Annotated in this window: 15 protein-coding genes; 6 read left to right on the top strand and 9 right to left on the bottom strand. The window is 73.4% G+C overall.

Features of this window, described 5'->3' with window-relative positions:
* Window positions 1-26 precede the first annotated feature (26 nt).
* Window positions 27-557 (bottom strand): LuxR family transcriptional regulator, encoded by a 531-nt coding sequence (locus tag O7553_RS12270; protein WP_281554919.1) that lies wholly within the window; start codon window positions 555-557, stop codon window positions 27-29.
* Window positions 554-3,163: a LuxR C-terminal-related transcriptional regulator gene (locus tag O7553_RS12265; protein WP_281554918.1), complete on the bottom strand. Its 2,610-nt coding sequence runs from the start codon at window positions 3,161-3,163 to the stop codon at window positions 554-556. Before O7553_RS12265 ends, O7553_RS12270 begins: the two co-directional genes overlap by 4 nt.
* Window positions 3,164-3,376: 213 nt before the next feature.
* On the opposite strand from O7553_RS12265, the gene O7553_RS12260 reads away from it, so the two are divergent.
* The 3 genes from O7553_RS12260 to O7553_RS12250 are packed head-to-tail and all read left to right on the top strand — an operon-like array spanning window position 3,377 to window position 7,403.
* Window positions 3,377-4,930, top strand: a complete 1,554-nt coding sequence (locus tag O7553_RS12260; protein WP_281554917.1) for a dynamin family protein — start codon at window positions 3,377-3,379, stop codon at window positions 4,928-4,930.
* Window positions 4,927-6,777, top strand: coding sequence for a dynamin family protein (locus O7553_RS12255; protein WP_281554916.1), 1,851 nt, complete (start codon window positions 4,927-4,929; stop codon window positions 6,775-6,777). The genes O7553_RS12260 and O7553_RS12255 overlap by 4 nt, the downstream gene beginning before the upstream one ends.
* Window positions 6,774-7,403 carry a hypothetical protein gene (locus tag O7553_RS12250; RefSeq protein ID WP_281554915.1) on the top strand — a complete coding sequence of 210 codons (630 nt, stop codon included), beginning with the start codon at window positions 6,774-6,776 and terminating at the stop codon, window positions 7,401-7,403. The genes O7553_RS12255 and O7553_RS12250 overlap by 4 nt, the downstream gene beginning before the upstream one ends.
* 62 nt (window positions 7,404-7,465) lie before the next feature.
* On the opposite strand, the gene O7553_RS12245 is transcribed toward O7553_RS12250, so the two are convergent.
* From O7553_RS12245 to O7553_RS12225, 5 genes are all read right to left on the bottom strand, one after another.
* Window positions 7,466-7,876, bottom strand: coding sequence for a DCC1-like thiol-disulfide oxidoreductase family protein (locus O7553_RS12245; protein ID WP_281554914.1), 411 nt, complete (start codon window positions 7,874-7,876; stop codon window positions 7,466-7,468).
* 4 nt (window positions 7,877-7,880) lie between these two features.
* Window positions 7,881-8,756 carry an MFS transporter permease gene (locus O7553_RS12240; protein ID WP_281554913.1) on the bottom strand — a complete coding sequence of 292 codons (876 nt, stop codon included), beginning with the start codon at window positions 8,754-8,756 and terminating at the stop codon, window positions 7,881-7,883.
* Between the two features lie 55 nt (window positions 8,757-8,811).
* Window positions 8,812-9,995, bottom strand: a protein-coding gene (locus O7553_RS12235) for an IS3 family transposase (RefSeq protein WP_281554912.1) whose coding sequence is annotated in 2 segments (ribosomal slippage) — window positions 8,812-9,728 and window positions 9,728-9,995 — 1,185 coding nt in all. Because the reading frame shifts where the segments join, the coding sequence is not laid out codon by codon here.
* A gap of 168 nt (window positions 9,996-10,163) precedes the next feature.
* Window positions 10,164-10,607, bottom strand: coding sequence for a hypothetical protein (locus tag O7553_RS12230; RefSeq protein WP_281554911.1), 444 nt, complete (start codon window positions 10,605-10,607; stop codon window positions 10,164-10,166).
* A gap of 65 nt (window positions 10,608-10,672) precedes the next feature.
* Complete coding sequence (locus O7553_RS12225) at window positions 10,673-11,968, bottom strand: Hsp70 family protein (protein ID WP_281554910.1); 1,296 nt, start codon at window positions 11,966-11,968, stop codon at window positions 10,673-10,675.
* Between O7553_RS12225 and O7553_RS12220 the strand changes: the two genes are divergently transcribed.
* Window positions 11,952-12,887 carry a glycerophosphodiester phosphodiesterase gene (locus O7553_RS12220; RefSeq protein ID WP_281554909.1) on the top strand — a complete coding sequence of 312 codons (936 nt, stop codon included), beginning with the start codon at window positions 11,952-11,954 and terminating at the stop codon, window positions 12,885-12,887. The genes O7553_RS12225 and O7553_RS12220 overlap by 17 nt on opposite strands.
* An 18-nt stretch (window positions 12,888-12,905) precedes the next feature.
* Window positions 12,906-14,336 carry an MFS transporter gene (locus O7553_RS12215; protein WP_281554908.1) on the top strand — a complete coding sequence of 477 codons (1,431 nt, stop codon included), beginning with the start codon at window positions 12,906-12,908 and terminating at the stop codon, window positions 14,334-14,336.
* Window positions 14,337-14,367: 31 nt separating this feature from the next.
* Here the strand turns inward: O7553_RS12215 and O7553_RS12210 are convergent, their stop codons facing one another.
* Both O7553_RS12210 and O7553_RS12205 read right to left on the bottom strand, forming a co-directional pair.
* Window positions 14,368-15,192: a poly-gamma-glutamate hydrolase family protein gene (locus O7553_RS12210; RefSeq protein WP_281554907.1), complete on the bottom strand. Its 825-nt coding sequence runs from the start codon at window positions 15,190-15,192 to the stop codon at window positions 14,368-14,370.
* Window positions 15,193-15,468: 276 nt separating this feature from the next.
* Window positions 15,469-15,858, bottom strand: coding sequence for a DUF1304 domain-containing protein (locus tag O7553_RS12205; RefSeq protein WP_281554906.1), 390 nt, complete (start codon window positions 15,856-15,858; stop codon window positions 15,469-15,471).
* 75 nt (window positions 15,859-15,933) lie between these two features.
* Here O7553_RS12205 and O7553_RS12200 point away from each other — a divergent pair, with 75 nt between their 5' ends.
* On the top strand, window positions 15,934-17,148 hold the full coding sequence (locus tag O7553_RS12200; RefSeq protein ID WP_281554905.1) for a PP2C family protein-serine/threonine phosphatase: 1,215 nt from the start codon (window positions 15,934-15,936) through the stop codon (window positions 17,146-17,148).
* Window positions 17,149-17,627 lie beyond the last annotated feature (479 nt).

The raw sequence follows: 17,627 nt of genomic DNA, 5'->3' as shown, positions 1-17,627 counted from the left end.
ACCGGGCGTGAGCGCCCCGCTCCGGCTCAGGGTGCCGGTCGTTGCCGCAGGTAGGCGAGGACGGCCTCACGGGTGGTGCGGACCCCGAGGGCGGCGCGGGCCTGGGCGATGCGCCGGTTCGCGGTACGCAGCGACAGGAACTCGGCCGCTGCGGCGGCGGCGATGGTCTCGCCGTTGGCGAGCCGTTCCAGCAGGGCCCGCTGCTCGGGTACGAGGGTGACGGTGTCGGTGGCTGCCGCATCCGGCGGGTCGGCCTCGGCGTGGCGCAGCACCGGGCCGAGGCGGGACAGGTCGTCGACCAGGGCGCGGCCGAGGTCACCGGCCGGGTCGCAGATGGCGACGACGGCGGCGCCCCGGGCGGCGGCGAGGACCACCAGGGCGACGGTGTCGGTGTCCGGGACCCGCCCGTACAGGGCGAGCCGGGCGGTGGTGAGGTCCCAGGTCGGGTCGGTGACGGCGAACCCTTCCCGGGTGGTCCAGCCGTCGCGGGCCAGTCGGCGCAGCACCGTGGTGGCGTCGGCGGCGCTGTCGAGGACGTAGCGCGGCGGGTCGCTCATCGGTCGGGCTCCATGGCCAGGGCCGCGGCCTCGGTACGGGTGCGGGCACCGAGTTTACGCATTCCGGCGCGAACGTGGGTTTCCACGGTTTCGGTGGAGATGCCGAGTTGGTTGGCGATCCGGCGGGTGGGTTCGCCTTGGGCGACCAGCCGCAGCACGTCGCGTTCCCGCACGGTGAGCAGGTCGCCGCTGCGGGGGCCGCGTTCGTCGCGCCGTACCGCGTGCCGGCGCAGGGCGCGGCGGACCCGGCCGAGCAGGACGACCAGTCCGGCGTGGTCGGCGAGGGACTCGGCGGCCAGCAGGGCGGGCACCGCCTGAGCGGGGTCGGGTTCGTGCAGGCCATGGGCGAGCAGGCAGCGGACCTGCTCGCGGACGGCGACGTCGCGCCAGGTGTCGGCGGCGTGGGCGAACTGCCGTGGGTCGCCGGCGGTCCACGCGGTGACGGTGGCGGCGGCCGGCGGCGGAAACGCCGCCGCCGGAGTGCCGTCCGGCGGGGTGGCGGGTCCGGCGCCGTCGTGCGCGGCCCAGTGGGCGGTGATCCGCCGCAGCCCGTCGACCAGCGGCGGTACGGGGGCGTGGGGTGCCCCGGTGGTGGCCTGGTCCGGTTGGCCGTCGAGCCAGGCGGCTTCCCGGGCCACCCAGTCCAGCACGGCGGTGGTGGTGCTGGGGATGCCGGGGGCACCGGTGAGCCGGGCGCGGGCCGGGGCGAGCAGGCCGCCGTCGGCTTCGAGTAGGCCGGCGGCGGCGACGGCGTAGTCGCGGGCGGCGGCCGGCAGGGTGCGGTCGGTCAGGTCGACGGCGGCGCGCAGCAGGTCGTCGCCGACCGCCGGTGGCAGCCCGGCATCGTCTCCGGGCTGCGGGGCGACGGCTGGACCGGTGCCGTCGGCGGTCGGGCTCGGGGGCGGGCCGCCGCGCAGGGCGAGGCACCACAGCCGGGCGGCGGTGAACCGGACCTGCCAGCTGTAGGCGAGGTCGGCGGCGCAGGCGGCGGCCGCCGCCTGCGCCGCCTGCGCGGCCTCGGTGAGTCGCCCGTCGCCGGCGAGGGTCTGCACCAGATGCCAGGCGGTCCACCGGGCGGTGAGCAGGTCACCGGCGGCGCCGGCGGCCGCTGCGGTGCCGGCGAGGGCGTACTCCCAGCCGGGTCGGCGTCCGGCGGCGGCGGTGGCGGCGAGTGCGGCACGTAGCCCCAGGTGGGCCGGTTCGGGTCCGTGCCGGCGGGTGATCGTGGTGGCGCGGGCGGCGGCGGAGGTGGGGTCGGTGGCCAGGTCGGCGAGCAGCAGGACCCGGTCGCGGGCGGCGACCACCGGTGGTGGGGCGTCGTCGGGCACCGGCGCGGCGGCGGCGCGGGCGGCGGTCGGTTTGCCGGCCTGCAGTAGTGCCTCGGCGCGCAGCACGGCGGTGTCGGGGGTGGGCAGGGCGCCACCGGTGAGCAGGTCGGCGGCGCGGCGGGGCCGCCCGGCGGTCAGCGCGGCCGAAGCGGCGGCGCGGCGGACCGGTTCGGTGGCGTCGGGTTGTGCGCTGGCGAACAGCAGCAGCTCGGCGCGGGCGCCGCCGGTAGCGGCGGTGTCGGCGGCGGTGACCGCCCGCCGGTAGGCGGTGGTGGTGTCACCGGCGGCGGCGAGGTGCCGGGCGGCGGCCAGCGGGTCGGTGACGAGGTCGGCGAGGCGGCGGTGCAGGGCGCGGCGGGCCGGGTCGTCGAGCAGACCGGCGGCGACGGCGGCCTGGTACGGCGAGGTCGGGGTGACCAGGTCGTCGGCGGCGGTGTGGACCAGGGCGGCGGCGGCGAGTTCGGTGACGCCGTCGCCGAGCAGGGCCGCCGGGGCGCCGTGGCCGAGCAGGCCGAGGGCGGCCAGTGCGGTGCGGGCGGGGCGGGTGAGGGCGGCCAGTGCGGCGGCGACGGCGTAGCCGACCTGATCGAGGTCGCCGCCGGGGACGCCGGCGGTGGGTGGGGTGCCGGTACGGGCGGCGTGGCGGGCCAGGGCGGTGGCGGCGAGCGGGTTGCCGCCGGCGTGGCGGGCCACCGCGGCGACGGTGGTCGGGTCGAGTGCGGGTGCGGTGCGTCGGATCAGGTCGGCGAGGGTGTCCGGGTCGGGTGCCGGCACGGTCAGCCACAGGCCGGTGTCGCCGCGCAGCGGGTCGAGCGCGGCGTCGGGCAGTTGGTGCGGGGTGCGCAGGGCGGCGACGACCCGGCAGTGCCGGGCGATGCCGGGCAGGGCGGCGACGGTCGCCGGGTCGGCCCACTGCAGGTCGTCGAGGACGAGCAGGCCGTGGCGGACCCGGGAACGGACGGCTTCGGCGAGCAGCGCGGTGTCGTGGCCGGGCAGCCGTACCCGCAGGGCGTGGCTGAGGGGGAACGCCGGGACGTGGCTGAGGGCGGCGAGGCCGCCGCCGGTGTGGACGGGCCCGGTGGCGGCGGCGGCGACCCGGCGCAGCAGGGTGCTGCGTCCGCAGCCGGGTGGCCCGGTCAGGACGACGATCCCGGGGCGGGTCAGCCGTTGCGTGGCGGCGGTCACGGCGTCGGCGACGGTCCCGGTGGGGACGCTGCCGCCGGCGGTGGTGCCGTCGGGTCGGGTGCGGGCGGGGTGTCCGCCGGCTGGGTGCCGCACTTGTCCTCCTCCCCCGCTGCTACGGCTCGTGGCCCCGCCGGGCGAGGTTGGCACGAACATGGGATCCTGCGCCGGTGAGGATATTCGTACGGTGGATGCCGGTGGTGGGCGCACCACCGGATGCCGTGCTGTCGGGAGGACGACCAGCGAGATGAGTGTGTGCCGCCGTCGGATGCCCGTCGTCGCCGTTGACCGGGCGGCGGGGGGTCGGCCATGAACGCCGGTCCGTTGAGTGGCCGGGTCGCCGCGTTGTGTGACGAAGTGGGTCCCCGGGTGAGCGCGGCCGTCGGCGGTGAGGTGCTGCGGGTGCGGCGGCGGCTGGACGAGCCGCTGCGGGTGGCGATCGCCGGCCGATTGAAGGCCGGTAAGTCGACGCTGGTGAACGCGTTGATCGGGCGGCGGGTGGCGCCGACCGAGGTGGGTGAGTGCACCCGGGTGGTGACCCAGTTCCGGTACGGCACGGCCGACCGGGTCGACGTGGTACGCCGGGACGGCACCCGGGTGAGCCTGCCGCTGGACGCGACGGGGGTGATTCCGCAGCGGCTGGGGGTGCCGCGGGCGCAGGTCGCGTTCGTCGACGTCACGTTGACCAGTGACCGGCTGCGGGAAATGACGGTGATCGACACGCCGGGGTTGTCGTCGACCAGCGCCGGGGTGAGCGAGTCGGCGCGGCAGTTCCTGTTCGCCGGGCAGGCCGGTGCGCCGGGCGGTGGCGGCGGCCCGGTGGTGGACGACACGGCGCCGTTCGACGCCGGCATCGACGGTGACTCGGTCGGGGCGGTGTCCGGGGCCGAGGCGATCGTGTACGTGTTCACCCAGGCGGTCCGCGACGACGACGTGCGGGCGTTGGAGGCGTTCCGGTCGGTGTCGGCGCGGCTGTCGAGCAGTCCGATCAACTCGGTGGGCCTGTTCAACAAGGTCGACAAGTTGGTGGCCGGTGGGGCGGATCCGTGGCCGGTGGCGGCGCCGTTGTCGGCCGACCAGACCCGGGTGCTGCGGCGGGTGGTGTCCGATGTGGTGCCGACGGTGGGGCTGTTGGCGGAGACGACCGAGGCGGGCCGGTTGACGGCGGCCGACTGTGAGGCGCTGCGGACGTTGGCCGGGTTGCCGGCGGCGCAGCGGGCGGTGCTGCTGGCGTCGGTCGACCTGTTCGTGTCGCGGGAGGCTCCGGTGCCGCGCCGGCAGCGTGAGCGGCTGCTGGCGTTGCTGGACCTGTACGGGGTGGGGTTCGCGGTGGCGCAGCTGCAGGCGTCACCGCAGTTGGCGTCGGGGGATCTGGTGCGGGCGTTGTACGCGGCGTCGGGGTTCGCGCGGCTGCGGCACACGTTGGACGAGGCGTTCCGGTGGCGTACCGACGCGATCAAGGCCGGGTGGGCGTTGTCGTGCCTGGAGAAGGTGGCCAGCCACACGGCGCATCCGGGTGACCGGGAGCTGCTGCGCGACGCGGTCGAGCGGCTGCTGCACCAGCCGGAGTACCACCGGCTGCGGCTGCTGGAGGTGGCGCAGCAGGTGACGACGGGCGCGGTGGAGCTGCCGGAGCCGATGGAGCGGGAGTTGACCCGGTTGGCGTTGTCGGCGGATCCGCGCTGGGTGCTGGAGCTGCCGTCGGCGTCGGCGCAGGAGTTGTCGGCGGCGGCGGTGGAGGCGGCGACCCGGTGGCGGGTGTTCGCGGTCGCCGGGGCGTCGCCGACGCAGTCGCGGGTGGCGTTGGTCGCCCACCGGGGGTTTCATCTGCTGTCGCAGCAGGCGCGGGCGGTGTCGCGGTGAGCGGCGGCCCGGCGGCGTTGGGTGCGCTGCTGTCCGGGGCGGTCGACACGTGTCTCGGGTTCGTCCGCACCGTCGACGCGGACGCGGCGGCGGAGATCGACGCGCAGCGGCGCCGGGAGGTGACCCGGCCGTCGGTGGTGGTCGTCGGTGAGACGAAGCGCGGCAAGAGTTCACTGGTGAACGCGTTGATCGGGGTGACCGGCCTGTCGCCGGTGGACGCGGCGGTGGCGACGTCGGCGTACCTGGAGTTCGGTCACGGGGCGATGACGTCGGCGCAGGCGTACGCGCCGGGCCACGACGAGCCGGTGCCGGTGCCGGTGGACCGGCTGGCGGACTGGGCGACGGTGGCGGCGCTGCCGGACGGGATGCGCCCGCCCCGGCGGATCGCGGTGACCTGCCCGGCGCCGCTGCTGCAGTATCTGACGCTAATGGACACCCCCGGTGCCGGCGGGCTGGATCCGGCGCACACCGAGATCGCGTTGGACGCGGTGTCACGGGCGGCGGCTCTGCTGTTCGTGGTGGACGCGTCGACGCCGTTGACCCGGCCGGAGCTGGACTTCCTCATCGAGGCGAGTAAACGGGTCGACGTGGTGGTGTTCGCGTTGACGAAGGTCGACGCCTATCCGGGGTGGCGGACGATCCTGGCCGACAACCGGGCGCAGCTGCAGGCGCACGCGCCGAGGTTCGCGTCCGCCGCCTGGTTCCCGGTGTCGGCGCGGCTGGCCGAGTTGGCGTTGACGCTGCCGGCGGAGGCCGCCGGTGAGCTGGTCGGTGAGTCGCGGGTGGCGCCGCTGCAGCACGCGTTGGTGGGGTTGGCCGGCAACGGGCATCTGCTGGCCCAGGCGAACGTGCTGCGGACGGTGCGCAGCGAACTGGTCCGGCTGGATCTGGCCGCCGGTGAGCGGGTCGCCGCCTGTGACCCGGATCCGGCCGAGGTGGAGCGGGCGAAACGGGACCGGGCCGGGTTGGCGGCGCGGAAACGGACCGAGGCGCGACAGTGGTCGTTGGCGTTGAACACGGAGACGCAGCGGGCCCGGGTGGAGGCGACAGGGCGGCTGCGGACCGCGGTCGGCGGGTTGCAGGAGCAGTTCCTGACCCGGATCGACGCCGCCCGCGGTGAGACGTTGAAGAACCTGCCGGCCGAGGTGGACCGGGCGTTGCACGCGCTGTCGCTGCAGTTGTCCTACGATCTGCGGTTCCGGTTCCACAAGGTCGCCGAGCGGACGTTGGCGCAGGTGTTCGCGCCGGCCGAGTTGCAGTTCGTGCTGCAGCGGATCAACGGCACGTTGCGGCACGCGTTGGCGACCCGGCCACGGCGTGACGGTGGCGGCGGTGACAACGTGATGGTGGCGTTGTCGGCCGGCGGGATGGCGTTCATGGCCGGCCGGGGGGTCGCGGCGGGCGCGTCGGCGTTGGGTGCCGGGGCGTTGGTCGGCGGTGGCCTGCTGATCCCGGTCGCCGGTCTCGGTCTGGGGTTGGCCGCCGGCGCGTTCATCCTGTTCCGGCGGCGGGTCGCCAGCGACCGGCAGCAGGCCCGGGTGTGGCTTCGGGAGGTGCTCGGGGAGGCACGGGCGGCGTTGACCGACGAGTTGGCGCAGCGGTTCACCGACCTGCAGTACGCGTTGACGGTGGCGTTGGACGACGCCGTGGAGCGGCGGTTGGCGCAGTTGGACGCGCACATCGCCGACATCGACGCGGCGTTGGCGCGGGACAAGGCGGACCGGGCGCGGCGACGGTCGGCCGCGCAGGCCCGCCGCGACGCCGTCCGGGCGCGGGTGAAGCAGGTCGACGAGGTGCTGGCCCGGGCCCGGGTGTTGACCCCGACAGCGGAGGCGGTGCCGCGATGACCAGCGAGTTCGGTGACTGGACCGGGGACGACCCGGTTGGTGACGACGCCGACACCGCCGACCTTGGCGGCCCGGTCGACGGGTCGGGTGACCCGGCCGTGGAAGGGTTCGGCGCGGCCGACCCGGTGGAGGGGTTCGGGGCCGCCGATCCGCCGGTCGACGACGACCTGTCCGGCGACGACACCACCGGCGGCGGGTACGGCGGGGGTGACGCGGTGCCGGCGTTGGGCTACGGCGACGACCTGTCCGGCGCGGAGCCGGTGGACGCCGGGTTCGGTGCGGAGCCGGCGGCGGAGCAGGGTTTCGGTGCGGCGGACCCGCCGCCCGGCGTCGACCCGGACGCACCGGCGGGCGCCGACGGGTGGCCGGAGGCGCAGTTCCCGCCGCCACTGGATCCGGCGGGGGTGCCGACGCCGGTGGACGGCTGGCCGTGGGCGGATCCGCAGCTGCTCGGCGACGGCGGCCCGGTCGGTGCCGCCGTGCCGCACGTCACGCCGGTCGACCCGGTCGACCTGGCCGGCTACGCGGGGGCGGACGCCGCCGCCGGCGGTGACCTGTGGGCGGCGCTGCTGGCCAGCGACGACCCGGCGACGGGCACGCTGGCCCGGTTCTGGTCCGGGAGCTGACCGGCCGGGATCAGGGCCCGGCCCGGTCGGTCAGCCGACCGGGCAGGCAGCGGGTCGGGTGGTCAGTGCGTCGGGGTCGGTGCCGCAGCGGGCGGTACGGCGCAGGCGGCGGTGCCGCCGGGCAGCCGGTGCCGGTTGTCGGCGACCCACCGGTACACCGGCCAGGCCAGGGCGGTGACCGGCCGCAGCCCGAGGACGGCGCCGGCGGCCCGCCACAGCGGGTTGCTGGTGCGCAGCAGCGCGGCGATCGCCGCCGGCCCTGCGGCGGAGCCGGCCCGGTCGGCCGGCACCCACTGCACGGCGGTCACCGCCTGGTCGCGGGTCAGGCCCAGGGCGGCCAGGTCGGTCCACTGCCACGGCGCGACGGTGGCGTCGATGGGCACCCGGCGTTCGATGAACCGGACGCACATGGTGCAGAACGCGCAGTCGCCGTCGTAGACGAAGGTGCCCGAGGGTGCGCTGGCGTCACTCATACGATCATTGTCCCGCGTCGGCGCCAGCCGGTGCCACCGGATGTGTCCGATCCCGCACAGCCGACGTGTCGGCGCCGGGGCCGGCGAGGCGCGGCGGTTCACCGCCCGGCCCGGGATCGTGGCCGCCGTCACCGTCGGGCCGGTCCGGGTCGGCGCCGCGGTGGCGGCCGGCCAGCCGCCGCGCCCACACGACCGGCCGGACCTTCTCCAGCGGCAGGAACGCGCCCATCGCCACCAGGTGCGGGGCGAACGAGATGGAGATCGTCGCGAACGACAGCAGATGGAACGAGTAGAAGAAGCCGACGACCGCGTACCGCAGCCGACCCCGGGTCAGGAAGACCAGCGGGCTGAGCGCCTCGAACACGACGATGCCGATCTGGGCGGCGATCAGGGCGTACGGCACGGCGGCGATCAGGTCGGCGAACTCCGAGCCGCGCCGCAGGAACGCGCGGGCCAGGACGCTGCCGGTCATCCAGCCCCAGCCACCGAAGCGGATCTTCGCGTACGCGGCGAGGAAGTAGGTGCACACCACGGCGATCTGGATCATCCGCAGTGACCAGCCGGCGGCCTGGCTGGGCCGGTCGTCGCCGTGCCGGGCGGCGCCGACGGTGGGCAGCACGGCGAGCGCGAGCAGGAACGCGAACTTGTCGTGGTCGACCTTGCCGTAGCTCATCGCGACGATCAGCCACGCGAAGTAGAACGTGAACACCGACCAGCCGAGTGCCCGCGGGAACCGGCCGGTCGCCGCCAGGGGCGCCAGCAGCAGCAACGACCACCAGATGAGATCGACGACGACACCTGTCGGTGCCGGCAGGTGCAGGACCCGGGCGAACGCCAGCGGCTCGTACAGTTCGGCCGGCACGTCACCGCGGGCACGCACCCACGACATGTATGAGGGGCCTCGCGTTTTCCGGACAGTGGTTCGGCCGGTTCTTTCACGCCGCGATTTGAAGGTTCTCGAACTCTGCGTGGACTTCCCGGGGAGGTCGGTAGCCCACCGCTGAATGCAGACGCTGACGATTGTACCAGAATTCGATGTAGGCAGTAACGTCCCGGCGTGCCGCCTCACGAGTGGGATACTTCACACGCGACACGCGTTCGTTCTTCAGCGCACCGAAGAACGATTCCGCCATCGCATTGTCGAAACAAATTCCGGTCCGGCCAGCAGATCGCCGCAACCTCAGATCCCGAAGCGTTCTGCCGGAGTCGTCCGACATGTAGTTGCTGCCCCGGTCCGAATGAAAGATGGCGTTCTTCCTGAGTTCGCGATTCCGGGCGGCGTTACGGATGGCGCGGGACATCAACGGCGTCTGGTAGTGGTCGTCCATCGCGTATCCGATGACTTCCTTCGTGCAGCAGTCGATGACGGTCGCCAGATACAGCCACCCCTCGCCGGTCGGGATGTACGTGATGTCGCCGACGAGCTTCTCGCCAGGCGCGTCGGCGGTGAACTCCCGGCCGACGAGGTCAGGCACCGTGCCGGACGACGACTGGGTGAGACCCCACCGCCTCGGGCGGGGCTGGCACGGCACGAGCCCGAGCTCGCGCATCAGCTGGCGGACGAGTTCCGGCCCGGCGGACACGCCCTGGCGCCGCAGTTGCGCGTGGACACGTCGATGCCCGTAGGTGCCGTCGGACGCGGCGAACACCTCCTCGATGGCCGATCGAAGGTGGGCGCGGCGGGTGGCGGTCGCGGAGTCGGGGCGGGTTCGCCATTCGTAGTATCCGGACCTGGACACGCCGAGTTGTTCGCACATGAAGTCGACGGGGTAGGCGTACTTCGCGGTGTCGAGTCGCATCGTCTCGATGAACTCGTACAAGCTCGTTACCGAGGGTCCTTCGCGAAGTACGCCGCGGCTTTTTTCAGGAAGCTGTTCTCCATTTCGAGTTCCCGGTTGCGACGTTCGAGTTCCTTCAGTCGAGCGCGCTCGTCGACGCCGATCGGTGGGCTGTCCTGGGCGCCGCTGTTTTCCCGCCGGTACTGGCGGACCCAGGAACGGAGCGTCTCCGGGTGAACGTCGATCTCCCGGGCAACCTGCGACACTGGCTTGTTCGACTGTAGAACGAGTTGCACTGCTTCTTCACGGAACTCTGGGGTGTATGAGCTTATGCGTGCCATCGCGCTTCTTCCCTCGACTTTCCTTACAGGGTAACCTTATTGGCTCCCTGTCCGGAATCCTCGGGGCACCTCAGTAGACCAGCAGGTCGAACACAATGAACAGGTAGGTGACGGTCCGCAGCGCGGCGACCCGCCCGAGCGGGACGGCGGCGAACAACCAGCGGCTGATCACGGCCGATCCCATTCGGCGCGGGTCTCGTCGTGCCACCGCCCGGTGAGGGAACTGTTGCGGATCTCGTGCAGCCGCACGATCACGGTTACCCGTACGATCGGCGGCGCGTCCGGGTTCATCCGCGCGTAGCTGTCGGCGATCAGTTCGAGCCGTCCCGGGTCGTCGACGTAGGCCGATTCGAGTCCTTCGACCTCCGCGCGGCGCACCCCGGCGTTGTGTTCGTTGAGCACCAGGGTCCGTCCGGTGACGTCGACGCCTTCGACCCGGGTGTCCGGCGCCGGGTCGTTCGGGCCGTTGACGCCGGCGTACATGCTGAACGGTCCGAACGGGAAATGGTCGTCGGTGCCCCACAATGTGCCTGCGGTCAGCAGTGCGAACACCACGACGGCGGCCGACGCACGGACCAGACGACCGGTCGCCGTCAGGGTGTCGGTCTGCACCGGCGCACTGTACCGGACCGGCCGGGGCGGTCGGGGCCGTGCGGGCGGGGTGTCGGGATGTCCGGTCAGCCCGACAGCAGCAGCACGACCACGACCACGGCGGCGATGCCGACCATGGTGGCCAGTGCGGCCACCAGGACCGGGCCGTGTTCGTCGTACCAGGGGCGGCCCGGCGCGGCAGACACCGGATACGGCGACATCGGCGCCAGGTGCGGTGAGACCGGCGTCGGCATCGGCGCCGGCGACATCGGGGTCGGGTGCACCGGCGCCGGTGGACGCGGGCCGGGCAGGCCGGCGCGGGCGGCGGCACCGAGGCGCAGCGCGCCGTCGGCGACGACGGTCTCCGGCTGCTCCAAGGTGGTCGGTGCAACCCCCAGTTCGGTGTGGATCAGCTGCGCGGCGAGCGGGATCCGGCTGGAACCGCCGACCAGGAACACGCCGACCAGGTCGGCCGGGGTAAGGCCGGCGGCGGCGACCGTCTGCGCCAGACACGTCACGGTACGGGCCAGGTGGTCGCGGATCAGCGACTCCAGTTCGTCGCGGGTGACGTGGGCGGCGATGTCCAACGCCGGCAGGTGCACGTCGGCGCTGACCGTACGGGACAGCATCTCCTTCGCGCCGCGGACGTCGTCGTAGAGCAGGGCGCGGGCCCGCCGCGACCCGGTGTCGGCCGGCGCGACCAGACCGTTCCACACGCTCGTGCGGCTGGGCGAGTAGACGCCACCGAGATGCTCGACCAGCGCCTGGTCGAAGTCGAGTCCGCCGAGTTCGGCCAGGCCCTGCTCGGCGAGCACGTCGAACCCGGTGGCGGTACGCCGGACCACGGCGGCGTCGAACGTGCCGCCGCCCAGGTCGTAGACGGCCAACGCCCGCCCGGGCGGTATCGCCGTGCCCAGCGCGGACGTGTAGTAGGAGGCGGCGGCGACCGGTTCGGCGATCAGCGTCGGCCGGGGCAGCCCGGCGGCGTACGCGGCCTGGATGAGGACCATCCGCCGCCGCTCCCCCCACCGCACCGGATGGGTCAGCCGGACCTCGTCGACGCCGCCGAGCTGGCGGCGGGCCTCGGTGGCGACGTGGCGCAGCAGGGCGGCGACCAGCTGCGACACCGCGACGTCGGCGTCGCCGAGCAGCACCGTGCCGTCATCGACGCGGCGTTTCGGGTTGGGCTCGAACCCGGACGGGTCGATGCGGGCGCGGCGGTGCGCGTCCGCGCCGACGAGCAGCCGCCCGTCGGCGTCGCGGTACACCGCCGACGGCAACAGCGGGGTGCCGTCGAACAGCAGCGGCCGTACCCGGCCGTCGCCGCCGCGTACCACCGCCACCGTGTTCGAGGTGCCGAAGTCGATGCCGAGTGCCCGCATGGGGGCACCCTACTGCCGGCGGTGCGGCGGCCCGCACCGGTCACCGGCCGGTGACCGGTCGGCGTCGCGCAACCTGCCGTACGCCCGCAGGTTGCCGGCGGCGGGCATACTGCGCTGCGTGTCGCACCGGTTCGCGTACCTGGACTCGCCGGCTCCGATCGCGTTCGCGCACCGGGGCGGCGCGGCCCGCGGTGACGAGAACACCGCCGAGGCGTTCGGCCGTGCCGTCGGGCTCGGCTACCGGTACGTGGAGACCGACGTGCACGGCACCGCCGATCAGGTGGCAGTGGTGTTCCACGATCCGACGCTGGACCGGGTGACCGGCGACAAGGGCAGCATCGCGCGGCTGCGCTGGGCGGACCTGGCCACGGTGCGGGTCGGTGGGGCGTCGGTGGTGCCGCGGCTCGACGACGTGCTCGACAGCTGGCCGCAGGTGCGGTTCAACATCGACGTGAAGGCCGACGGCGGGGTGCAGCCGACGCTGGCGGCGGTCGACCGGTGCGCCGCCGCCGACCGGGTGCTGCTGGCGTCGTTCTCCGACCGGCGGCTGCACCGGCTGCGGACGTCGACCGGCGGTCGGGTGGCGACGTCGCTGGGCATGCAGGCGGTGACCCGGCTGCGGGTCGGGTCGTTGACCGGCCGGCGGCTGCGGCTGCCGCCGTCGGTGGTGGCCGCGCAGGTGCCGGTGCGGTTCAACCGGGTACGGGTGGTCGACGCCCGGTTCGTGGCGTACTGCCACCGGCTGGGGTTGCAGGTGCATGTCTGGACGATCGACGAACCCGCCCAGATGCACGAGTTACTGGACCTCGGGGTGGATGGCATCATGACCGATCACGTCGAGGTGTTGCGTGACGTGTACCTCGCCCGTGGCCACTGGCCGCCCGACCGGCGGGTCGACATGGACCACGCCGCCCGTTGACCGACAGTGAAGGATCCGATGGCCGACCCCACCGAGCCACCCAGCGTGCCGCCCACCGGGCCGGCGCCCGTGCCGCCCGCCGCGGCGTCGCCCGGCGCCGCGCCGTCGAGCACCCGGCGGGAACGCACCGGCTGGTACTTCTACGACTGGGCGATGTCGGCGTTCTCCACCACCGTCATCACCGTGTTCCTGGGGCCGTTCCTGACCACGGTCACCAAACAGGCCGCCGGCTGCGCGGCCGACGCCGACGAGTGCACCGGGTCCGTGTACCCGCTCGGTATCGAGGTCGCGCCAGGGGCGTACTTCCCGTACCTGGTATCGCTGTCGGTGGCGTTGACGGTGCTGGTGCTGCCGGTGATGGGTGCGCTGGCCGACCGGTCGATGCACAAGAAGCGGCTGCTGGCGGTGTCGGCGTTCGTCGGCGCCGGGGCGACCGTCGCGATGGTGTTCGTCACCGGGGACCGCTACCTGCTCGGCGGTGGGCTGTTCGTCCTGGCCAACATCGCGTTCGGCGCCAGCGTGGTGGTGTACAACTCGTTCCTGCCGCAGCTGGGCGGCCCCGACGACCGGGACCGGATCTCCAGCCGGGGCTGGGCGCTCGGCTACCTCGGTGGCGGGCTGCTGCTGGCCGTCAACCTGGTGGTGGTGCAGTCGTTCAGCGTCGACGGCGACCCGCAGCGCACCCTGGACCTGGCCCGCTGGTCGATCGTGTCGGCCGGGGTGTGGTGGGCGGTGTTCACCCTGGTGCCGCTGGCCTGGCTGCGGGAACACCCGGCGGTCGACGCCCGGCCCGGCGGCAACGTGCTCACCGACGGGTTCAAACAGCTGGGCCGTACGGTACGCGGGCTGAAGGCGTACCCGTTGACGTTGTTCTTCCTGCTGGCGTTCCTGGTCTACAACGACGGCATCCAGACGGTGATCGCCCTCGCGAGCCAGTACGGAACCGAGGAGCTGCGGCTGGGCCAGTCGACGCTGATCGTGACGATCCTGCTGGTGCAGTTCCTGGCGTTCGGTGGGGCGCTGCTGCTCGGGGCGGTCGCGCAGCGCATCGGCGCGTGGAAGACGGTGCTGGGCAGCCTGGTGCTGTGGACCGGGGTGATCGTGGCGGCGTTCCGGCTGCCCGCGGAGGCGCCGGCGCAGTTCATGGCGCTCGGCGCGGCGATCGGCCTGGTCCTCGGCGGCTCTCAGGCGCTGAGCCGGTCGCTGTTCAGTCAGCTGATCCCGGCCGGTAAGGAAGGCGAGTACTACGGCTTCTACGAGATCAGCGACAAGGGCACCAGCTGGCTGGGGCCGCTGGCGTTCGGGCTGGTGTTCCAGCTGACGAACTCGTACCGGGTCGGTCTGGTCTCGTTGTTGATCTTCTTTGTGGTCGGGTTCGTGCTGCTGCTGGCGGTGCCGATGCGCCGGGCGATCGTCGCCGCCGGCAACACCCCGCCCCGGGTGCTGTGACCCGGGAGCGGGGCGGGGTGTCGCGGTGGCGTCACAGGATCGGCTGCGTCGCCTCGATCTGCGCGATGGCGGTGCGGGTGGCCGCCACGAAGTCCCAGAACAGCGTGTTGGTGGTGTTCTTGCGCTGGGAACGGGTGTTGGTGCCGAACATCGCCGCCCGCAGCGGCGTGGTCAGCTCCAGCTGGGCGCCCATGCCGAGCAGCGTCCGGTTGACGATGTTGTCGGTCGACGTGCCGGCGATCGCCGGGATGCCGGTGGCGTCGAACGCGCTGATCCCGGCCGTGGTGTAGGCGGTGATCAGCGCGGCCCTAAACGCCGCGTTGCGTCCGCCGACGGCGACGGCCTGCGCGTTCGACGGCAGCCCGGCGGTGCCCGGGGTGCAGCCGTGCAGGGTGACGACGTTCAGCGCGCCGGCCGCCACCGACAACGCCGGGACGTCGTCGCAGTGGCTGGCGGTGACGTGCAGTTCGGCGTTGCCGGACGAGCGGATGCCTTCGAACATCCAGTAGTCGTACGTCGGGCCGGCCGGTGGGGTCGCCGCCAGGTTCGCCGGGTGGTAGCCGGCGATCGCCAGGCACAGCTCCGAGGTGCCGCCTTCGATGCCGCCGCCGTGCGGGGCGATGATCGCGGTACGCGGGAACGCGAACGCGGTGGCGTCGGAGTTGTCGAGCAGCGGATGCCGGCGGTAGCGGCGCGCGTAGTCGACCCCTTCGGCCAGGTTCGGATCCGAGTACAGGTCGGTGTTCGAGGTGTAGATGTCGGCGGCGGCCGCCGGGGTGGCCGGCAGCGTCGCCAGGGGTCCGGCGACCGCCGCGGTGGCGAGCAGGCCGAGGACCGTCCTTCTGCTGGTGTTCACGAGGTGTCTCCTCAGATGTGGTTGCGGTTCGCCCTCCGGTGTCGGGCGACGCACACCGTGTCACGGCCGCCGGCAGCGCCGCGAACCATTTGCCGACCAGGTTTCCGTCCGCACAGGCCCTGTCCGGCTGAAAAATGCAGCGGTACGGGGCCATTTGCGCCGAAGAATCGTCGGATCAGTGACACATCCGGTGTTCGTGACCCGACATCGACAGCAGACCACCGGTCACCGACTGGCCTGCCGTACGGAGCGGTTCAGACAGTGAGCCGGGTCCGGTCAGCCGGCGAGCCCGACCGCCAGGGCGACCACACCCAGCAGCGGCGGCAACCCCTGGATGAGCGCGGCACGCAGCATCGCCGGCCGGGAGACCACCAGGACCAGGCTGGCGGCGAGCATCGTGCCGGCGCCGGTGAACACCAGGGTCGCGCCGACGGCGGTGGCCCCGGCCGCGACCACGACGATGCCGGCGACGACCGCGACGGCCAGGAACAGGTTGTAGAAGCCCTGGTTGAAGGCGAGGGCCTGGGTGGTGAGCGCGTCCTGCTCGCTGCGGATGCCGAACACCGCTCGGGTACGCGGCGCGGTCCACACCACCGATTCGAGGTAGAAGATGTAGCCGTGGATCAGCGCCGCCGCACCGGCGAGGACCAGACCTGCGACAACCACGGTGTCCCCGCTCCCACGAGTCGTGTACCGACCGGACGAAATCTATCGGACCGGCCACGCCGTAGGGTGGCGGCCATGGAACGTACGCCGGAACGACAGTGGCTCGACGCGCTCAGCGACGTGCTGCTGCGCTCCCACCTGTTCCAGCCCGACGAGCTGGGCGGCGCGTTCGCCGACGTGATGGCCACTCTCGGTGTGCACGCCACCATCTACCTGGCCGACGAGGAGCAGCACACGTTGCGGCCCGTACCGGTGCCGGGGCGGGCCGACCCGCAGCCGCAACCGGTCGAAGGGTCCGTCGCCGGACGCTCGTTCACCCTGGTCGAGTCGATCCCGGCGTTGAACGCGCCCGCGTGGTGGATTCCGATGGTCGACGGCACCGACCGGCTCGGCGTCATCGAGTACGTCTTCGACGATGCGGCTGACGCCGACGGCCGGCACACCCGCCGCCGTTGCGAGACCGTCGCCGGACTGGTCGGGCACCTGATCACCGTCACCCGGCCGAAAGGTGACCATCTGCGGCTGGTCGGCCGGTCCCGGCCGGCGACCGTCGCCGGGGAACTGCTGTCGCAGGTGCTGCCGCCGCTGACCGCCGCCACGCAGCGGATCACCGTCAGCGCCGTCCTCGAACCCTGCTACGACGTCGGCGGCGACGGCTTCGACTACGCCATCGACGGCGACCACGCCTTCCTGGCGATCTTCGACGCCGTCGGACACAGCCTGAAAGCCGGCCTGGCCTGCACGACGGTGATCGCCGCCGTCCGGTCGGCCCGCCGCTGCGGCCACGACCTGGTCACCCAGGGCCGCACCGCCGACGCGTCGCTGACCGACCAGTTCACCGACGCCCGGTTCGTCACCGCGTTCCTCGCCGATCTGGACCTGGAGACCGGTCTGCTGCGGTATGTCAACGCCGGGCACCCGAGGCCGCTGCTGCTGCGCGGCGGCAAAATGGTCCGGGAGCTGCGCGCCGGCCGCCGACTGCCGCTGGGCATCCCTGACACCGCCGCCCGCGTCGGCGAGGAGATCCTCGAACCCGGCGACCAGCTGCTGCTGTTCACCGACGGGGTGCCGGAGGCCGGGGTGCGCACCGGTGAGCCGTTCGGTCTGCGCCGCCTGGTCGACTTCGCCGAACGGCAGGCCGCCACCGGGCTGCCGGCCCCCGAGGCGGTACGCCGACTGGCCCGCGCCGTCGCTGAGCACCGGGGCGGCGCACCGGACGACGACGCCACCCTGCTGCTGGCCGAGTGGTCCCGCACCGCAGCCGTCCGCGTCCTGCCCACCCCGCTGTGACACCTCCGCCGTAAGGCATCCGACACCGCGCCGGTCCGACCCTTCTGGCGGTACGGATCTACTGTGGTGCCCCGAGGATGGCTTTCGGCGGACGGCGGGACACCCGGGTGATCAAACACTGGAAGGCGGCGACGCCAGCGGCCGCAGGTGCGGTGGCCCTGCTCGCCGCCGCCGTACTGCTGCTGCCGGGTCGGCTGTGGACGATGCTGGGGCGGCTGATCGTCGGCCACTGGCTGGTGCTGCTGCTTGCCGTGGCCGGCGCGACTGGGCTGGCCGTCGGCGGGGTGCTGTGGCGGCGGGCGCGGCGGGCGGGCGAATCGTCGGCGGCACCCGTACCGCCGCAGCGTCCACTACGTCCACTGCCGACCTGGATTCTCGGGATCGGTTTCCTGGCCGTCGTCGCTATCACCTGGGCGGCGGTGTGGGGCCTACAGTCCACGGTTCGCCGGTGTCGGGACGCCGCTGGAGCAGGCGCAGCT

The organism is Solwaraspora sp. WMMA2059, assembly GCF_027497315.1.
GTDB lineage: Bacteria > Actinomycetota > Actinomycetes > Mycobacteriales > Micromonosporaceae > Micromonospora_E.
Note: the sequence above shows the minus strand (reverse complement) of the source record. Positions and strands in the feature narration are given on the sequence as shown.